This window comes from Geomonas oryzae, from assembly GCF_004117875.1.
Taxonomy (GTDB): Bacteria; Desulfobacterota; Desulfuromonadia; order Geobacterales; family Geobacteraceae; genus Geomonas; species Geomonas oryzae.
The window spans coordinates 897,017-913,654 of the sequence record NZ_RAHW01000001.1; the positions used below are offsets into that span (position 1 = coordinate 897,017).

The 16,638-nt window shown below is 60.4% G+C and carries 12 protein-coding genes; 9 read left to right on the forward strand and 3 right to left on the reverse strand.

Going from position 1 to position 16,638, the window contains the following annotated elements; genetic code table 11:
- The first annotated feature begins 168 nt into the window (after nt 1-168).
- On the forward strand, nt 169-2,427 hold the full coding sequence (priA, locus tag D6Z24_RS04065) for a replication restart helicase PriA (protein ID WP_129125244.1): 2,259 nt from the start codon (nt 169-171) through the stop codon (nt 2,425-2,427).
- 193 nt (nt 2,428-2,620) lie between these two features.
- Here priA and D6Z24_RS04070 read toward each other — a convergent pair whose 3' ends face one another.
- The 3 genes from D6Z24_RS04070 to D6Z24_RS04080 form a co-directional block, all read right to left on the reverse strand.
- Complete coding sequence (locus D6Z24_RS04070; RefSeq protein ID WP_129125245.1) at nt 2,621-4,471, reverse strand: cytochrome c3 family protein; 1,851 nt, start codon at nt 4,469-4,471, stop codon at nt 2,621-2,623.
- Between the two features lie 391 nt (nt 4,472-4,862).
- The gene (locus tag D6Z24_RS04075) at nt 4,863-6,719 is read right to left on the reverse strand and encodes a B12-binding domain-containing radical SAM protein (RefSeq protein ID WP_129125246.1); all 1,857 of its coding nucleotides are present in this window, start codon (nt 6,717-6,719) and stop codon (nt 4,863-4,865) included.
- Entirely contained in the window at nt 6,716-7,276 is a 561-nt protein-coding gene (locus D6Z24_RS04080; protein ID WP_129125247.1) for an MXAN_5187 C-terminal domain-containing protein, read from the reverse strand. Before D6Z24_RS04080 ends, D6Z24_RS04075 begins: the two co-directional genes overlap by 4 nt.
- A 151-nt stretch (nt 7,277-7,427) precedes the next feature.
- Here D6Z24_RS04080 and glmU point away from each other — a divergent pair, with 151 nt between their 5' ends.
- From glmU to D6Z24_RS04120, 8 genes are all read left to right on the forward strand, one after another.
- Nucleotides 7,428-8,801, forward strand: coding sequence for a bifunctional UDP-N-acetylglucosamine diphosphorylase/glucosamine-1-phosphate N-acetyltransferase GlmU (gene glmU, locus D6Z24_RS04085; protein WP_129125248.1), 1,374 nt, complete (start codon nt 7,428-7,430; stop codon nt 8,799-8,801).
- Between the two features lie 88 nt (nt 8,802-8,889).
- Nucleotides 8,890-10,719 carry a glutamine--fructose-6-phosphate transaminase (isomerizing) gene (gene glmS / locus D6Z24_RS04090; protein ID WP_129125249.1) on the forward strand — a complete coding sequence of 610 codons (1,830 nt, stop codon included), beginning with the start codon at nt 8,890-8,892 and terminating at the stop codon, nt 10,717-10,719.
- Between the two features lie 173 nt (nt 10,720-10,892).
- Nucleotides 10,893-11,486 carry a TetR/AcrR family transcriptional regulator gene (locus D6Z24_RS04095; protein ID WP_129125250.1) on the forward strand — a complete coding sequence of 198 codons (594 nt, stop codon included), beginning with the start codon at nt 10,893-10,895 and terminating at the stop codon, nt 11,484-11,486.
- Nucleotides 11,487-11,908: 422 nt separating this feature from the next.
- Nucleotides 11,909-13,213: a multiheme c-type cytochrome gene (locus D6Z24_RS04100; protein WP_129125251.1), complete on the forward strand. Its 1,305-nt coding sequence runs from the start codon at nt 11,909-11,911 to the stop codon at nt 13,211-13,213.
- 79 nt (nt 13,214-13,292) lie between these two features.
- Nucleotides 13,293-14,549: an OmpP1/FadL family transporter gene (locus tag D6Z24_RS04105; protein ID WP_162605067.1), complete on the forward strand. Its 1,257-nt coding sequence runs from the start codon at nt 13,293-13,295 to the stop codon at nt 14,547-14,549.
- Between the two features lie 78 nt (nt 14,550-14,627).
- The gene (locus tag D6Z24_RS04110; protein ID WP_129125253.1) at nt 14,628-15,314 is read left to right on the forward strand and encodes a hypothetical protein; all 687 of its coding nucleotides are present in this window, start codon (nt 14,628-14,630) and stop codon (nt 15,312-15,314) included.
- Nucleotides 15,315-15,383: 69 nt separating this feature from the next.
- A complete protein-coding gene (locus D6Z24_RS04115) occupies nt 15,384-15,893 on the forward strand; it encodes a DsrE family protein (protein WP_129125254.1) in 510 nt (169 codons plus the stop codon).
- A gap of 159 nt (nt 15,894-16,052) precedes the next feature.
- Nucleotides 16,053-16,466, forward strand: coding sequence for a hypothetical protein (locus D6Z24_RS04120; RefSeq protein WP_129125255.1), 414 nt, complete (start codon nt 16,053-16,055; stop codon nt 16,464-16,466).
- The last annotated feature ends 172 nt before the right edge of the window (nt 16,467-16,638 follow it).

Genomic DNA, 16,638 nt, shown 5'->3' on the forward strand with positions numbered 1-16,638 from the left:
GTCGCCGGACCGCAGCAGGCAAAGCAGTTCCCGTAGCGTTCCCTCCCCCGGAGGGGGAGGGGCAGGGAGGGGGCGCGCAGCGTCCCGTTCCCCCTTTTCCCCCCTCCCGGCCTTCCCCCTCCGGGGGGAGGAGCTCTGATCCCTTACCCGCAAGAACTTCTCTACTCAATGCAGACAGCCCGCCAGCACATCGTAGAGGTCGCCATACCCCTCCCCCTGGAGGGAAGCTTCCATTACCACGTGCCCGAACGCCTCTCGTCCGCCGCGCTGGCCGGAAAACGCGTCCTCGTACCCTTCGGTCGCCGCAAGGTCACCGGCTACCTACTGGGAGACGCCGACGACCCTGGCACCGGCGAGCTCAAGGAAGTCCTCGACGTCCTCGACGAGGAACCGCTCTTCACCCCCTCCGAACTCGACTTCTACCGTTTCATCGCCGGATATTACCTGCACCCGCTGGGCGAGGTGATCAAGATGGCGCTTCCCGCCGGGATCAACTTGGTGAGCCGCTACCGCTGCGAGGAGTCCGAGGATGGCACCCCGGTCCTCAAGGAATATCTGGCAGGCGGGAAAAGCGTGCGCACCGAGCGGATCTACACGGCCGACCCGGAGTGCGCGGCGCGTCCGCGCGGCAAGGGGCTGGAAATCCTTGAATACCTTCTCGACGTGGGGCCGTGCTCCGGACCCGAGCTCAGGGAGCGCTTCGGGAGCTGCACGGCGCAGCTCGCGCGCCTGGTGGAACTCGGCGCGGCAAGGCTCTCCCAGCGCGAGGTGTACCGGGACCCGTTCAAGGCGCAGAGTTTCGGACACGACGCCCCCTTGCCCCTGAACTCCGCCCAGGGCGCGGCGCTCGCACGGCTCACCGCCGCCCTGGACGCGGGCTCCTTCGCACCTTTTTTGCTGCACGGGGTTACCGGGAGCGGCAAGACCGAGGTCTACCTGCAGACCATCGCGACCGCCCTGGCCGCCGGGAAGACGGCGCTCGTACTGGTACCCGAGATCGCCCTCACCCCGCAGTTGGTCGGGCGCTTCAAGCGCCGCTTCGACTGCGGCATCGCGGTGCTGCACTCCGGGCTTTCCGACGGGGAGCGCTACGACGAGTGGCGCCGCATCCGGCGCGGCGAGGCCGCCATCGTCATCGGTGCCCGTTCCGCGCTCTTCGCCCCCTTGCAGGGGGTAGGGGTGATCGTGGTCGACGAGGAGCACGAGGGGAGCTACAAGCAGTCCGAGGGGGTGCGTTACAACGCCCGCGACCTCGCGCTCGTGCGCGGCAAGCAGGCCGGCGCCGTCGTCATCCTCGGCTCGGCCACCCCGCTCGTCACGAGCTACCACGCCGCGATGCGCGGCCGGCTCGGCTACCTGCACCTCCCGGACCGGGTGCGCGAGCTCCCGATGCCCGAGACGACCATGCTGGACGCCCGCAACCAGAAGGGGGAGACCTTCCTCCCCGAACTCGTCGAGGCGATGGGGGCGAACCTCGACGCCGGTGGGCAGACCCTTCTCTTCCTGAACCGGCGCGGCTTCGCCACCTACCTCGTCTGCGAGACCTGCGGCCACGTGCTGCGCTGCCCGAACTGCGCCGTCACGCTCACCTTTCACCGCATCAAGGGAAAGCACGTCTGCCACTACTGCGACTTCACCATGCTTCCCCCCGCCAGCTGCCCGGACTGCAAGAGCGGTGCGATCACCCTCCTCGGGCGCGGCACCGAGCGGGTCGAGGACCAGGTCCAGAAACTCTTCCCGGACGCCAGGGTCTCGCGCATGGATCGGGACTCGACGAGGGGCAAGGGGGGACATGCACGGGTCCTGAAGGAGCTGGAGGAGGGGGCGGTCGACATCCTGATCGGGACCCAGATGATCGCCAAGGGGCACGACTTCCCCGGTGTCACCCTGGTCGGGGTGCTCTCCGCCGACGCCTCGCTGAACCTCCCCGACTTCAGGAGCGCCGAGCGCACCTTCCAGTTGGTTACCCAGGTGCTGGGACGGGCCGGGCGCGGCGACAAGCCGGGACGCGTCTTCGTGCAGACGCTGGCCCCCGGGCACTACGCCCTCACCCATGCGGTCGCCCACGACTACGAGGCGTTTTACCGCGAGGAGATCGCCTTCCGTGAGGAGGTGGGGTATCCCCCCTTCGCGCACCTGGCGGCGCTCACCTTCTCGGCGGTGGCTGCGCGTCAGGGGGAGAGCGCCGCGGACGAGGCGGCGGCCTTGTTGCGCAAGATCAAGCGGGAGACGCGCTTGAGGGTCGAGGTGCTAGGGCCGGTGACCGCGCCGCTTGGGAAGGTGCGCGGGAGGTTCCGCTGGCAGATCCTGCTGAAAGGGGTGGAGCGCGCCGACCTGCACCGGCTCCTCTTCCATTTCCGCGGCGGTTTCAGCCACCCCTCCACGGTGCGGCTCACCATCGACGTGGACCCGGTGGACATGCTTTAGACACTCCTCCCTCTCCCCTCGGGAGAGGGCCGGGGTGAGGGCGTTGCCACGAAGTAGGTCCGGTGCAGACTGCACCGCCCTCACCCCTTCCCCTCTCCCGGCGGGCGAGGGGGCATTTAAAACCCGATAGCCAAAACAAAAAAGGGGCCTCCCATCCGGGAGGCCCCTTTTTTACTGCAGGTTCAGCAGCCGCTTAGTGGTGCGGGTGCATGAAGGCGTAGATCATCAGCATCAGCAGGGTGATGCCGGTGAACAGCGCGGTGAAGCCGAATGCCTTCAGGCAGAAGTCGTAGAAGATGCCGGAAGACTTCTTGGCCGCGAACTGCTCGGTGATCCCGTCCTTCTCGTAACGTGCCCACTGATCGCCACGCTCTTCGACGAACTCGTGCTTGGACATCTGGCCGTTGAAGATGACGAAGTCCATCGGGAACTTCTCCGGACGCCCGTGGGTGTTGAAGAAGTGGACCGAGAAGATGAAGCCGGTCGCCAGCAGCGCCTCGTCGGAGTGGACGATGGTCGCTACGTTGAAGGCCCAACCCGGCAGGAACATGCCGAAGAACTCGGGGAACCAGAGCATGAGGCCGGAGCCGCCGATGGCGAACATACCCCAGAAGACTGCGATGAAGTCGAATTTCTCCCAGTAGGTCCACCTTTCAAAGGTCGGCTTGGGACCCTTGAAGAAGAACCAGCGGACCATGCCGATCACGTCGCTGATGTCGCGCAGGTTCGGGCAGAGGGAGTCAGGTCCGAAGAGCCTCTGGATCGGGTTGCCCTTGATGTCCTTCCTGATGAAGAGGAAGTGGATGCTCATAAAGAGCGCCATCGCGAAGTAAACGAAGGTGATGCCTGCGCAGATCCTGTGGAAGAAGCCTGCGTGGGGTGCCCCGCCGTAAAGGTCCATGAGGAACTTAGCCCATACCTGGTCGCTGAACTTGAGCGGCAGACCGGTGAGGGAGAGGCCGAGGAAGCTGATGATGACCAAAAGGTGCATGAACACGTGGACCCTTTTGAAGCGGCGGTACTGCTTGTGCCCTTCGGGTACGTGGTGCAGGATGATGCCTTCTTCGAGTGCTGCCGCCTTCTCACGGTTCTCCACGAAGCCGCGGATCATCCAGAGCAGGGTGTGGATCCAGAAGACGGTGAAGGTACCGACCAGCAGGCCGGTCATCGCGATGAAGGTGTAGAACAGGATGGGGTACTTCTCGCGGTCGTTGTGCTCACCGTGTGCGTAGAACTTGGTGAAGAGCTGGCTCCCCTTGCTGTGGCACTTGCTGCAGGTCTGGACCAGGTTCGCCGGGTTGACCGAGGACTTGGGATCCTTGGAGGGGAGGATGGCGTGCGCGGTGTGGCAGTCGGCGCAGCCGGCAACCTTCTCCGGATAGCCGAGGCGGTAGTTCTTGCCGTGGTAGCTCTCCATGTAGCTCTTCACGGCCACTTCGGAGATGTGGTTACGCTCGACGAGTTTCTCGTCGGCGTGGCAGCGGAGGCAGACCTTGGTGTGGAACTCGCGGTTCTCCTTGGAGGTCGGGTCGCCAAGCGCCTTGATCTCGTGCAGGTTGTGGCAATCGTTGCAAGCTGCCGAATCCTGGTTCCCGGCGAGGACGCCCTTGCCGTGTACGGACTGGCTGAAGCCGCGCTCGTCTTTGTGGCACTGGGTGCACTTGACGATGACCCTACGCTTGTCCTTGTTCCAGTAGGTGTGGCTGTGCATGTCGGTGTGGCACTGCGCGCACCCGACGCCCTTCTCGCTGTGGATACTCCTTGCGTGTTCGGCCGCTTCCTTCTTGTGGCAGCGCACGCACTGGACCTTACCCACCTTGATCTCGCCTTTCATGTGCTTGGCGAGTTCAACGATCTCGATGTGGCAGCTGGTGCAGCCGTTTTTGCCGTGCACCGAGTTGGCCATCTGCTCGGCAGAAATCTTGTTGCCGTGGCAGCCAAGGCAGGTTGCCGGGTCGATGGCCAGGCCCTGTGCTGCGAAACCGGGCCGGGCTAGTGCGAGGAGCAGTAGCAGCGGGATGAGGCGTGTGAAGACTTGAACCATTGTGATCTCCTGTATTTAGGATCGTTTTAGAACGCTTTAATCTGGGCCGGCGCTCGCAACGGCGGCTACTTTAATACGCGCGGCTTAAGAAATCAACTGAAAAAGCGTCAATTAATAAGCAGGATACAACTTCTCGTTCAATTATTTTCACACTGCTTTGTGGGAAATATCCGGTGTAAACACCGATGTGGGAAAACTAAGCCAATCCTTGTAACCGGCAAGCCTTATTGAGTGGGGATCGGTGGAGTATCTGGCAGGATGACAAAACAACTATTAATCACTCTGAATCAAGCAGAAGAGTTTCTACTGGAACCTTTAGCCCATTTAATGACATCGGACGCCGGAGGAGGCGAGGCGATGAACTTCGGGAAAGAAGACTAAAATGGTCCCATTAATCCCGCGGGGAGGATGTGAGCCGCACGATCCCCTCGGCGATGGCGAACTCGAGGAACTCGCGACCTTCTGCTTCGGACAGCCGAACCTCGCGGCACAGCTGCCGGGCGCTCTTCTTCCCGTCCAGCGCCTGCAGCAGTTCGAAGTAGGCGGGAGAAACCGATTCGGTGCAGACCTCGCCGTGCGCGGGGTAGATGACGGCGTAGGAACCTGTGGCCTGGAAGCAGGACGCGAAGTCGGCCAAGTCCGGCTCCCCCGCATCCAGGATTTCCAGCACCTCGTAGTTGAAGCGTGCAAGGGTGGTGCTGGCGGAGAGCTCGAGCGCTTCGCGCAGCGGGTCGAGCCCGCGCAGACGCTTTGCTGAGGGGGGCTTTGGCGGCGCTGCCATGAGCGCAGTCGCGTAGTGGTGGTGGTAGTCGGCCAGGTCGAGGGCCAGCGGCAGGAGCTTCGTCTTTTTCCGCTCGTGGAAGATCCGCTCCAGGAAGGCGCGCTGCATCGCCCACACCGCCTCTTCCGGAATCTCGGCCTCCGCAGCCTCCCCCATGAAGGCCGCGAACTCGGCGAGGAAGGCGCTCGGGGTGAGGCGCAGGGCCGCCACCACCGAGTTGAACCAGGCAACCGCCTTTCCCCTGCTGTAGAAGAGGTCGCATGCGGCGGCGAGCCTCCCCGCCTCATGCAGGTCTTGCGTCGTGAAGCCCGGCGTGGAGAGGACGGTGTAAGGCGGGGCGTCGAGGTGTCTGAGGCCGAGCGTATCGGCCTTGCCGTAAAGCCGCGTCCCGGGCAGTACGGCGAGCGGGAAGATGTCGAGGTGGTTCGGGTACAGCGACAGGGCGAAGTCGAGTGAAGCACGGAAAAGCTCCGGCGTGTCCCCCGGCAGTCCGAAGATGAGGTCGAAGCCGAAGATGGCGCCGCTTTGGTTCAAGAGAAAGACGCGGTTCACGAAATCGTCGCGGTCGAAGCCGCGTCCCACCCCGCGCAGCACGTCGGCGTCGGCGCTTTGCAGCCCGATCTGCAGAGAGCAGGTGATGGAGGCGAAGAGTCCGGCCATCTCGGCGTCGATGAACTCGCTTCGCACCTCGAAATGGAAGTGGATGTCCGGCGCCACCTTCCTGATCAGGCGCAGGATCTCCTTCGCCCGCTTGGGCACCTTGTTGAAGGTGGAGTCGAGCACGAACACCTGGGGGACCTTGAGACGGGCGAAAAGGCGCAGCTCCGCCTCGACCCTCTCCATGGAAAAGCGGCGCACCCCGCCTCCCCCCTTGTGGTCGAAGCAGAACGAGCAGGCGAAGTCGCAGCCGCGCGAGAGCTGCCAGAGCGCGCCGCCGACGGCCGAAGGATCAAGCCTCCCCGAGAGGTAAGGGGACGGGATCGTCTCCAGATCGGCGGGGGAGGGGAGAGAAGCGGAGGATGCACCCGGAAGCAGGACTCCGGGGATGCCGCCCGGTTGCGCACCCTCCAGGAGACGGCGCACCGCCTGCGGCAGGGCAGCTTCACCTTCGCCGCGGACCACGAAATCGAAGGCGCCGTCGAGAAGGCCGGCGGGGTTGGCGGTGGGCTCGGCGCCACCGGCACACAAGATGGCGGCGGGAAGCAGCGGGCGAAGGGCCCCGGCAATGGCGAGGGCGCATTCGCGGCTCCAGACGTAGACCGAGAAGGCGACTACATCGGGCGCGTGGGAGGCGACGGTCCTGGCGCACGCGGCGGGATCATCGTCGGAGAAGAACTCGAGGATCTCGGTGTCGACACGCCCGGCGAGGGCTGCGTCGGACAAAAGCGCTTCCCGGAGAAAGGCGCAGGCAAGCGGCACCGCTTGCGGCGACGGGTACGGGTGAATGGCGATGAGGGCTATTTTCATGCGTTCTTCGGGCGGGCCTTGAGGGAGGGTTTGCCACCCTCGATGACGACGACGAACTCGACGTCGCGGCAGCGGTACTTCTCCATGAGTGCGGGTTTTTGCCGGTTGATCGCCTCGGCGAGTTTCTCGCGAGTCACGTTCTCGACCGGGAGGTTGCAGGCGCGGCGGGCGCTCACGTACTGCTGGTAGATGTTCTCGATCTGTGCGTCCTGTGGGGGAGCTGCGGTGACGTTCCTCTTCTCCGCCTTCTCGGCACGTTCGGCCTGGTGCAGCGACATGCGGAAGCGGTCGCGCTGGAACTTCCCCTCCTCGATGAGGCGGTTGGTGCGGGCCCACTTCTGCTTGTGCACGCTGAGCGTGGAGACTAACGATTCGTACTTGAACCTGTGGCTGGTGTTCGGGATGCTCACGTTCTGGTAGCGTCTTACCGCGCGCTCCACCGTGTCGAGCAGGCGCAGCGGTTCCCGCTTTTCGATGCCGAAAAAGTACTGTTCGTACTTGATAATCAGCTCGCGCAGGTCAAGCTCAAGCTTGGCTATGTCCTCGGCGACTCCCATGAAACCTCCACCGCAGGACTATAGCCGTAAGTGACGGATTAGTAAACGATAAAAAGGGCGCGCTGCGTGGAAAGCGGGCGGCGAAACAGCTTGACCTAAGTGGGCATTGTTGTTAAAAAAGAACAATTTGCTCGGGCGCAAGGGGGAAACCATGAACAAGACATCAGCAATAGTGCTGGCAGCCGGTATGGGGACCAGGATGAAATCGGATCTGGTCAAGGTGATGCATCCGGTCGCCGGCCCGCCCATGATAGAGTGGCCCGTAGCCGCAGCCTTCGCTTCCGGCGTCGAGCGCTGCGTCCTCGTGGTGGGGCACCAGCAGGAGAAGGTACGCAACTACTTCGCCGGGCGCACCGAGGTGAGCTTCGCGGTCCAGGCCGAGCAACTCGGCACCGGGCATGCGGTAGCCTGCGCCATGCCCGAAATTGACGGGGATGCCGACACCGTCCTCGTCCTCTGCGGCGACACGCCGCTTTTGACCGAGCAGAGCCTGTGCGCCATGCTGAAGGCGCACGCGGAGAGCGGGGCCTGCGTGACCGTCATGACCGCGACGGTGGAGAACCCGTTCGGCTACGGCCGGATCGTGAAGGACGCGGCGGGCAACGTGGTGGCCATCACCGAGCAGAAGGACGCAAGTGAAGCCGAGCGCCTGATCCGCGAGGTGAACGCCGGGGTGTACTGCGTGGAGCGTGCCTTCCTCGCCGAGGCGGTGGCCAGACTCGACAACAACAACGCCCAGAAGGAATACTACCTGACCGACGTGGTGCGGCAGGCGCGGGCGAAGGGCCTTTGCTGCCGCAGCTTTCAGGTGGACGATCCCTGCGAGATCTCCGGGGTGAACGACCGGGTGCAGATGGCAGAGGCTTCCCGGGTGCTGCGCCGGCGCATCAACGAAGGGCTGATGCTCTCGGGTGTCACCATGGTCGACCCGGACGCGGCCTACATCGAGCGCGGCGTGCGGATCGGGCGCGACAGCGTGATCCATCCCGGCGCCGTGATCCGCGGCAACACCGTGATCGGCGAGCGCTGCCGCATCGAACAGAACACCCTCATCGTCGACTGCCGCATCGCCGATGACGTGGCGGTGAAAGCGGGGAGCGTGCTCGAGGAGTCCGTCGTCGGTCCCGATGCCGCCATCGGCCCCATGGCGCACCTGCGCCCGGGCACCGAGCTCTCGGCCCACGTGAAGATCGGCAACTTCGTGGAGACCAAGAAGGCCTTCATGGGGGAGGGATCCAAGGCCTCCCACCTCACCTACCTGGGCGATGCCACCATCGGCCGCGACGTCAACATCGGCTGCGGCACCATCACCTGCAACTACGACGGGGTGAACAAGCACAAGACCGTAATCGAGGACGGCGTCTTCGTGGGGAGCGACGTGCAGCTGGTCGCCCCGGTCACGGTAGGGAAAAACTCTCTCATCGCCGCGGGAACCACGGTGACGAAGGACGTCCCCGCCGACTCGCTCGCCATCGCCCGCTCGCCACAGGTGAACAAGGAGGGGTGGACCCTCAGGAAAAAATAACTGTTGCTGCTTCCCGCTAGATGTTATCCTGTAACGTCTTGGGGAACTCCCCTTTATTAATTAAGAAATCGACGAAACGGAGTCATACATGTGCGGAATCGTTGGATTCACCGGCCACCAGGAGGCCACCTCCATCATCATTGAAGGGCTGAGAAAGCTCGAGTACCGTGGCTACGACTCGGCCGGTATCTGCACCATCAGCGATGGGAAGGCGAGCATCCGTCGCAGCGAAGGGAAGCTCTCCAACCTGGAGAAGCTCCTTGCGGCGAGCCCGGTCGTCGGTACCGTCGGCATCGGGCACACCCGCTGGGCCACCCACGGTCGTCCTTCCGAGATCAACGCCCATCCGCACCAAGCCGGTCCTATCGTCGTGGTGCATAACGGCATCATCGAGAACTATCTGCAGCTGCGCGAGGAGCTGAAGGCGCAGGGGCACGTCTTCAAGAGCGAGACCGACACCGAGGTCATCGCGCACCTGATCGACCAGTACATGAAAGGGGCGGGGGACTTCGAGAGCGCGGTGCGCCAGGCGCTGGGCGTTTTGCGCGGCGCCTACGCCATCTGCATCGTGAGCGAGAGCGAGCCCGACAAGCTGATCGCCGCGAAGCACGGCGCCCCCATGGTGGTGGGGCTTGGCGAAGGGGAGTTCTACATCGCCTCCGACATCCCGGCGATCCTCTCCCACACCCGCTCCATGATCTTCATGGAGGACGGCGAGATGGCCGTCTTCAAGGGGGGGAGCGCCCGGTTCAGCAACGTGCAGGGGGACGCGCTGGAGAAGACGCCGCGCCACATCGACTGGTCGCCGCACATGGCCGAGAAGGGTGGCTACAAGCACTTCATGCTCAAGGAGATCTTCGAGCAGCCCCGCGCCGTGCGCGACACCATCGCCGGCAGGCTCCGCGAAGAGCAGGGTGACGTCTACCTCGAGGACCTCTCCCTCAGCGACGAAAAGCTGAAAGACATCAACCGCATCTGCATCGTCGCCTGCGGCACTTCCTGGCACGCGGCGCTGGTCGGCAAGTTCCTCATCGAGGAGTACTGCCGCATACCGGTCGAGGTGGACATCGCCTCCGAGTTCCGTTACAGAAACCCTGTGGTGGACGACAACACCCTGGTGATGCTGATCTCCCAGTCCGGCGAAACCGCCGACACCCTGGCCGCCATGCGCGAGTCCAAGCGTCGCGGCGGCGCCTGCGTCGCCATCTGCAACGTGGTGGATTCCTCCATCGCCCGCGAGGCCGACGGCGTCATCTACACCCACGCCGGCCCCGAGATCGGCGTAGCCTCCACCAAGGCCTTCGTCACCCAGCTGATCGCGCTCTACCTCTTCACCATCCGCCTGGGGCGCGCCCGCGGCGCGATGGACGTGGAAAAGGGGAGAAAGCTCATCTCCGCCATCGTGCGCGTCCCCGCCCTCATGGAAGAGGCGCTCAAGCTGAACGAGCAGGTGGAAAAGGTGGCGCGGAACTACCTCTCAGCCCGCGACTTCCTGTACTTGGGGCGCGGCATGAACTACCCGATCGCCCTCGAAGGCGCCCTGAAGCTGAAGGAGATCTCCTACATCCACGCCGAGGGGTACGCGGCCGGCGAGATGAAGCACGGCCCCATCGCCCTCATCGACGAGCACATGCCCGTCGTCGTGCTGGTCCCCAAGGGGGCGACCTACGAGAAGGTCTTCTCCAACATGGAAGAGGTCATCGCCCGCGGCGGCCGCGTCATCGCGGTCTGCTCGAAGGGAGACGCCGAGGTGGCCGACAAGGTCGAGGTGGCGCTGGAGGTTCCGGAGGACGGCGAGGAAGTGATGCCGATCATCATCTCGATCCCGATGCAACTCCTCGCCTATCACGTCGCCGTCCTGAAGGGAACCGACGTCGATCAGCCGAGGAACCTGGCAAAGAGCGTCACAGTCGAGTAGGGCAGGATCAGCTTGGGAAATTGCCAGGTAGGGTAAATGAGTTGTGGCCAGTTACTTTCTAAGTGAGGCCACTGCAGTTGCATTGAGCATGGCTGATTGGGGGAGATAGTTTACTGTCTCCCCCTTATTCAGTTAAGATGTCACGCTGAAACATGATCGGCAAGGGGGGGGGAATGGGCAGACGCCCTAAAAATATCAGTGACAACGAGGACCTCCGCGAGAAGATCCTTAATTCCGCCTTGGTGCTTTTCACCACCAAAGGGTATTTCAACACCTCTACTCAAGATATTCGCCGTGATGCGGATATCAGCATAGGTGCTGTCTATCACCACTTTTCAAGTAAAGAGGAAATAGCAAAAGTACTTTACAGCAACCTGCTTGAGAAAAGTACAAGCGCTTTTGAAGATATAATGAAGCGTCACGATACAGCTCATGACCGGTGCAAGGCCATCATGGCACTGCTCTTTGAGTTGACGGAGAGCAGGCCTGCAGAGATGGAGTTCATGCTCTACGCTAAACACCGTGAGTTCATCCCTTCGGCTACCCCCATCTGTTCTTCCAAACCTTTAACCATGATGCGTGAAATAGTCCAACTCGGCATCGCCAACAAAGAGATCAAAGACATGGAGCTCGTCATTGCCACCAGCTGTCTCTTTGGCGGCATGTTCCGCCTGATCAACCTGCGTCTGGACTGCACAATCGAAGGGCCTCTCTCCAAGCATCTCGATTCCGTCTGGGATAGCGCTTGGCACGGAGTTGCCCGCTAAAAGCCTCCCCCCTCGTCAGCTGAAAAAAGCGCCGGCAACTTTTTTTGTTGTGTTTTTTTTACGGGTGCGGTACAAACCGAGCGCTCGTTCTTTATCTGCGGCCGACCCTTGAACGATCCGGAGTGGGAGCGGCAGGTACAAAACGGTATGGCAGTGCATGTTGACGCTGGCGGTCCAGATTAGCCTCGCTGACGCGTCACGCTGAAGTTTTCTTGGGCTGCCGGCCTCAGACGGCCGCTTTTCCTGCGGCCACGTCGTCCCATCAGTTTATCCAGCTACAGATCGAGCGCTCGGTTTGTAGGGGCGCGGGCCGGTTCTGTATATAGTCACCGCGGTACCCCAAGGCGAGAAAGGAGACGGTTCGGAGTCTAAACGCATTCGGGAAAGGTCACACCCAAGTATTCAACAAAATGGAGGAGTAAATGGGAAAGCTAAGCACGATCTTGATCACGATTCTTATGGGTTTTTCACTGTCAAACTGGGCGATTGCCAGCTCAGCAGGTGGGGAAGGCAATAAAAGCGTTCAGCCGAAATCATATGCCAATCAGCGGAATACCACCGGCTGTCTTGGCTGTCACGGCCAACTTGATTATCTGAGGTCTGTCGTAAAGGATGCCAAAGACGGCTACGGCCATCCGGTGTCGGCGGAAACCGTTGCCCAGGGTCTCTACGTCGCGCCGGAATTTGTCAACGATCGCATTCACGGCAGGCAATCCTGCGAGTTTTGCCATGGCGGCGACCCTAAAGCCACCGACGCGAAAAAGGCGCATGCCGGCATGACGAAGAATCCTACCGCGGACGGCGGGAAGAAATTGTGCGCATCCTGCCACCAAAAGACGGTCGACAACTTCCAGAACTCCATTCATTTCAAGATGTCAGGAGTGAAGGCCAAGCTGACCGACCGCATGGGAAACACCCCCCACAAGGCGGATGTGGTCGGTAAGATCATGGCGGAAGATTGTCTCAACTGCCATGCGACCTGCGGCACCTGCCATGTGGGTCAGGCTCCGGTAGCTAATGCCGGACTTCAGAAGAACCACCGCTTCATACGTCGTCCCGACAACCTCCAGGTTTGCATCCCCTGCCATCACCTGGCCGGCGCCGGCTTCTTCACCCAGGAGAAAAACCTTCATGTCTCCGTAGGCATGGATTGCGTCTCATGCCACAACACGGCGCAGCAGTTCCATGGTCGGGGAGGTGCCGAGGAGCCCCAAGGTATGATGACGCCCGGCCTGATAGAAGCATCGTGTCACAACTGCCACCAGCAGGTCGATAAATCCAACGACGCCCACTCCATGCACACCGACTTTGTTTCTTGCCAGGCCTGTCACGGGACGGAATACGAGTCGTGCATTTCCTGCCACCGCCGCACTCCTGATGCCGAGCACATATTCAAATTGGGCATGTTCAACGGCAAGGTCTACCCGTTCGTACACACTACCGGCAACATATCCGCGGATATGTTCGCCCATATGGACATCAAGTTGAACCAGAAGGATCTGGAAGCCAAGCCGACCTGGGCCCCTTACCCGACGCATTTCCTTCAACTCACCCCCAAGCACAAGAAAGGGGCGGAAGTCATGTGCGAGAACTGTCACGGCAATCCGGAACTGTTTCTTAAAGATGAAGACCTCACCTTCCCCAATCTGGAAAAAGGGTTCGTCATGAAAGCGCCAGCGGCATTGTCCGCCAAGGAATTGGACAAGTACAAGAAAACGCGCAAATAAGAGTCAGGAAAAGGCCGTCCCTATGAGAATCCCTCAGAGGGACGGCCTCATTTTTATCACCAAACGAAGGAGCGAGCACATGCAACGAAGAACCCTGCTGGTGTTACTTATGCTGACCTCATTGCACATCCCAGTCACGGCGTTTGCCACCAACGGTGACAACCTGATCGCCGTCGGACCAATCGCCCGGAGCATGGGTGGGGTAGGCATTGCTGCCCCTCAGGACGTAATCAGCGCCACCTTTGCCAATCCCGCAGCAATCTGCACCGGGCCCTACTGCCCGAGTTCGGGGTTTGATTTTGCAGCCACACTCTTTGCTCCCAAAATTGACGGGAGGGTAACGATTGGTGGTTCAGGTCCCCTTGCCGGAAATCACCAATCCCGCGCCGATGAAAAAACGTACCTCGTGCCGGCCTTCGGCATCTCCACTCCGATTACACCACGGCTTCGGATGGGACTTTCCGCCTATGGGGTGACCGGACTCGGAGTCGATCATCGCAACTCTGAGTTGTCTGGAGGAATGCTGGCGGCCGACTCCACTCAGTTGATGATACTCAAGGTAGCCCCGACGCTTGCCTGGCAGGTTACGGACAGGGTGTCGGTGGGTGGAGCCCTTCATATGGTGAATTCGCAGCTCGATCTGAATCAGGGGACGTCATCTTCATACGGTGTCGGCGGTCAGCTCGGGATCATCTTCAAACCGACGGATGCCGTGTCCCTCGGAGCGACCTACCAATCGGAGATGCACGGAACGAAGCACAAGAGCGTGTACAACCTTGACGAAATGACCACCGGCAGCAAAGACCAAGACGACTTCACCCTCCAATCGCCGCAAACGATAGGTGTTGGCGCGGCCTGGAAGCCAGCTGGCAATCTCTTGCTCGAGGTGAACCTGAAATGGCTCAATTGGTCGGATGCAAAAGGGTATGACGTCCTGGGGTGGAATGACCAGTTGGTCTATGCGCTTGGAGTGCAATACAGCCCGTCTAACTCGCTTGCCTTGCGGGTTGGCTACAACTACGGAAAGAATCCGATCAAAGGGCGCTCCTTCAATGGCGACGGAATCGTGAATGTCCAAGGGAAAGACGTTAACGCTTACGGGTTTGAAACGCTGCGCGTTATTGGGTTCCCCGCAATTGTCGAGCATCACGTCACCCTGGGTGCTGGGTATAACCTTACCGAGTCAGTTGCCATCAACGTGGGCTACATGCACGCGTTTCAGACAAGCGTCAAATCTGACGGCACTTTGCCGTCCGCCTTTGGAGGAAACCCGGTAGAGCTGGAATCAAAACTGAGTGAAGATGCCGTCGACTTCTCACTAGCATGGCGGTTTTAAGGGCCTAAGGTCAGGGACAAGCCGTGCATCCAATGGGAGCGGGCACTCTTGCCTGGAAACATTTACCGGAGTTGATTTATGCATAGAGTCGTCTTTTGGGCGCTTTTAGCCCTAGGTATCCATACCCCCCCGGCTTTCGCCATGCCCTGTCATTGTTTTCCGACGCGGTCCTTTGACTCTGCAAAACCGGCGACTGCTGACCCCTACTTTTTGGCAACCACCCAAAACGCCTTCATGGCGGTGCTATTCAGCCAGGAAAAGAAGGATATCGTTTTGACCAAACAGAAGCCGGGAGTCACCGCTGAAGGGGTGTGGGTCGCACACTGGCTTTCACTGAAGACCGGCAAGGAGTTCGGAGAATTGCTGAGAGCAAAGCGCGACAAGGGCTCTTGGCGCGGCGCTGCAGCCTCCCTGCATATCGACATGCGTAAGCTGCCACCAGAGTTCGCAGCGACCTTGAACAGAGGTGTCGACGAAGGGGTGCTTTCCAGCTTCATCGTCAATAGTTTGTTGGTTGAAAAGGTGCTAGTGAAGCACGGGGACCTCGAGGCCCTGCGCGGGGACGGTGCCACCGACCAGGAGACGATCATCGTTTCGCTCCTGGCGCGCAAAACCGGCCAAAGCCCCGGTCAACTTTTTAGGAAGGTAAGAAAGGGTGAGGCGAGTTGGGGCGAATTGCTGCAGAAAGCGGGCATAGACGGTGGGAAGATGGTGGATGAAATACGTGCCTTGCTCACAAGTGATGCACGAATGAAGCGTAATTGACGCCCTCAGGGCGCATCGCCGGGTATGCCAAGGGCTTTCTGCGGGGGAAACAAAAAAGGAGAATGGACGATGATAAGAAGCGCAGCAAAAATAGTGATGATGGTGCTCTTTGTCTTTTTTACCATCACAACAGGCATGGATGCCTGGGCCGCACAAGCAACCGATGCCGCCGCACTCAAAGGGGTGAAACAGGGGAAGGGGATCTTTTTGATTAGCTTGGATAACCCACAGAAAACGGCACAATATCTGAAGATTATCGAAGGTACCCACCAGAGCATGGCGGCCCAGAAAGTAAGGCCGGATTTCGTCATCGTATTTGTCGGCCCTACCGTTCGCTTTTTGACAACCAAACCGGATGACGAGTTGGGGGCGAAACAGCAGGAATCTCTTGCCTCGATCGCCGCTACCGTCAAAAGGCTTAAAAATATGGGGGTCAAGATGGAGATATGCCAAATAGCCACGAACTTCTTCAAGGTGTCCAACGACTCGTTGTTGCCGGAACTAAAGCTTGTCAACAACGGCTTTATATCGTTGATCGGGTATCAGGCCAAAGGATTTGGCCTCGTACCGGTCTTTTAGCGGGGACGAGTGCGTTTGGTGGAAGAGCGCAAACTGTTTCGGTCGTGAATGTGGCGTTTCATTGGTCCACTCTCCCCCCGTATATGCTGTAAAAGGTGTGTAGGCATGAGAGCGCCCCGGTATCCGGGGCGCTCTCATAGCAAAGGAGGAGCTCAAACTGTGAATTTGCAATCAACCCATGACGCCGTCACGCACATGGATGGTTCTGACAGCAGATACATAAAGCTCATCAGTGTGGTTGACGGGATCATACGGGAGGTGGAACTTGGGCGTCTGGAAATGGTGGAACAAGAGCTTCAAGGCTTGCTCAAGAATTCTATTGAGCTGATGGAAGCTGAAAACTATTACATGTCGGGTCTGTGTTACGATGGGTATTTAGCCCACAGCTATGATCATCTACGGTTATGCAGGAAGATAGGAACGCTCTGCTTCAAATGGCACCGTTGTCTTTGCAGCGTGGATGAACTGCTGAACCTTCGGAGTGGCCTGCATGTACACTTTTCAAGATATGACCTGGCGCTGGAGCACTATCTTGTGACTGGTGAAGTTCCCTTGCAGGTGGCTGAGCGGTAGCACTCAAGGCACCAGGCTGCTGTCGCCATCTGCGCTTCGCCGTTTCTCGTCCTGTTGGGGCTCGACTTCCTGCAGCAGCTTGACCTCTGTTCCAGAGGTAGTATTCTATCGGCTCGTTCACTCACTCTTTCAAATAGGGCGCAAGCTGGGCTGAAACGAGACCTTGCATACG

Coding starts and splice junctions, on each gene's coding strand:
- glmU (WP_129125248.1), top strand. CDS start 7,428: ATGAACAAGACATCAGCAATAGTGCTGGCAGCCGGTATGGGGACCAGG.
- D6Z24_RS04110 (WP_129125253.1), top strand. CDS start 14,628: ATGCATAGAGTCGTCTTTTGGGCGCTTTTAGCCCTAGGTATCCATACC.
- D6Z24_RS04070 (WP_129125245.1), bottom strand. CDS start 4,471: ATGGTTCAAGTCTTCACACGCCTCATCCCGCTGCTACTGCTCCTCGCA.
- D6Z24_RS04095 (WP_129125250.1), top strand. CDS start 10,893: ATGGGCAGACGCCCTAAAAATATCAGTGACAACGAGGACCTCCGCGAG.
- priA (WP_129125244.1), top strand. CDS start 169: ATGCAGACAGCCCGCCAGCACATCGTAGAGGTCGCCATACCCCTCCCC.
- D6Z24_RS04115 (WP_129125254.1), top strand. CDS start 15,384: ATGATAAGAAGCGCAGCAAAAATAGTGATGATGGTGCTCTTTGTCTTT.
- D6Z24_RS04100 (WP_129125251.1), top strand. CDS start 11,909: ATGGGAAAGCTAAGCACGATCTTGATCACGATTCTTATGGGTTTTTCA.
- D6Z24_RS04105 (WP_162605067.1), top strand. CDS start 13,293: ATGCAACGAAGAACCCTGCTGGTGTTACTTATGCTGACCTCATTGCAC.
- D6Z24_RS04075 (WP_129125246.1), bottom strand. CDS start 6,719: ATGAAAATAGCCCTCATCGCCATTCACCCGTACCCGTCGCCGCAAGCG.
- D6Z24_RS04080 (WP_129125247.1), bottom strand. CDS start 7,276: ATGGGAGTCGCCGAGGACATAGCCAAGCTTGAGCTTGACCTGCGCGAG.
- glmS (WP_129125249.1), top strand. CDS start 8,890: ATGTGCGGAATCGTTGGATTCACCGGCCACCAGGAGGCCACCTCCATC.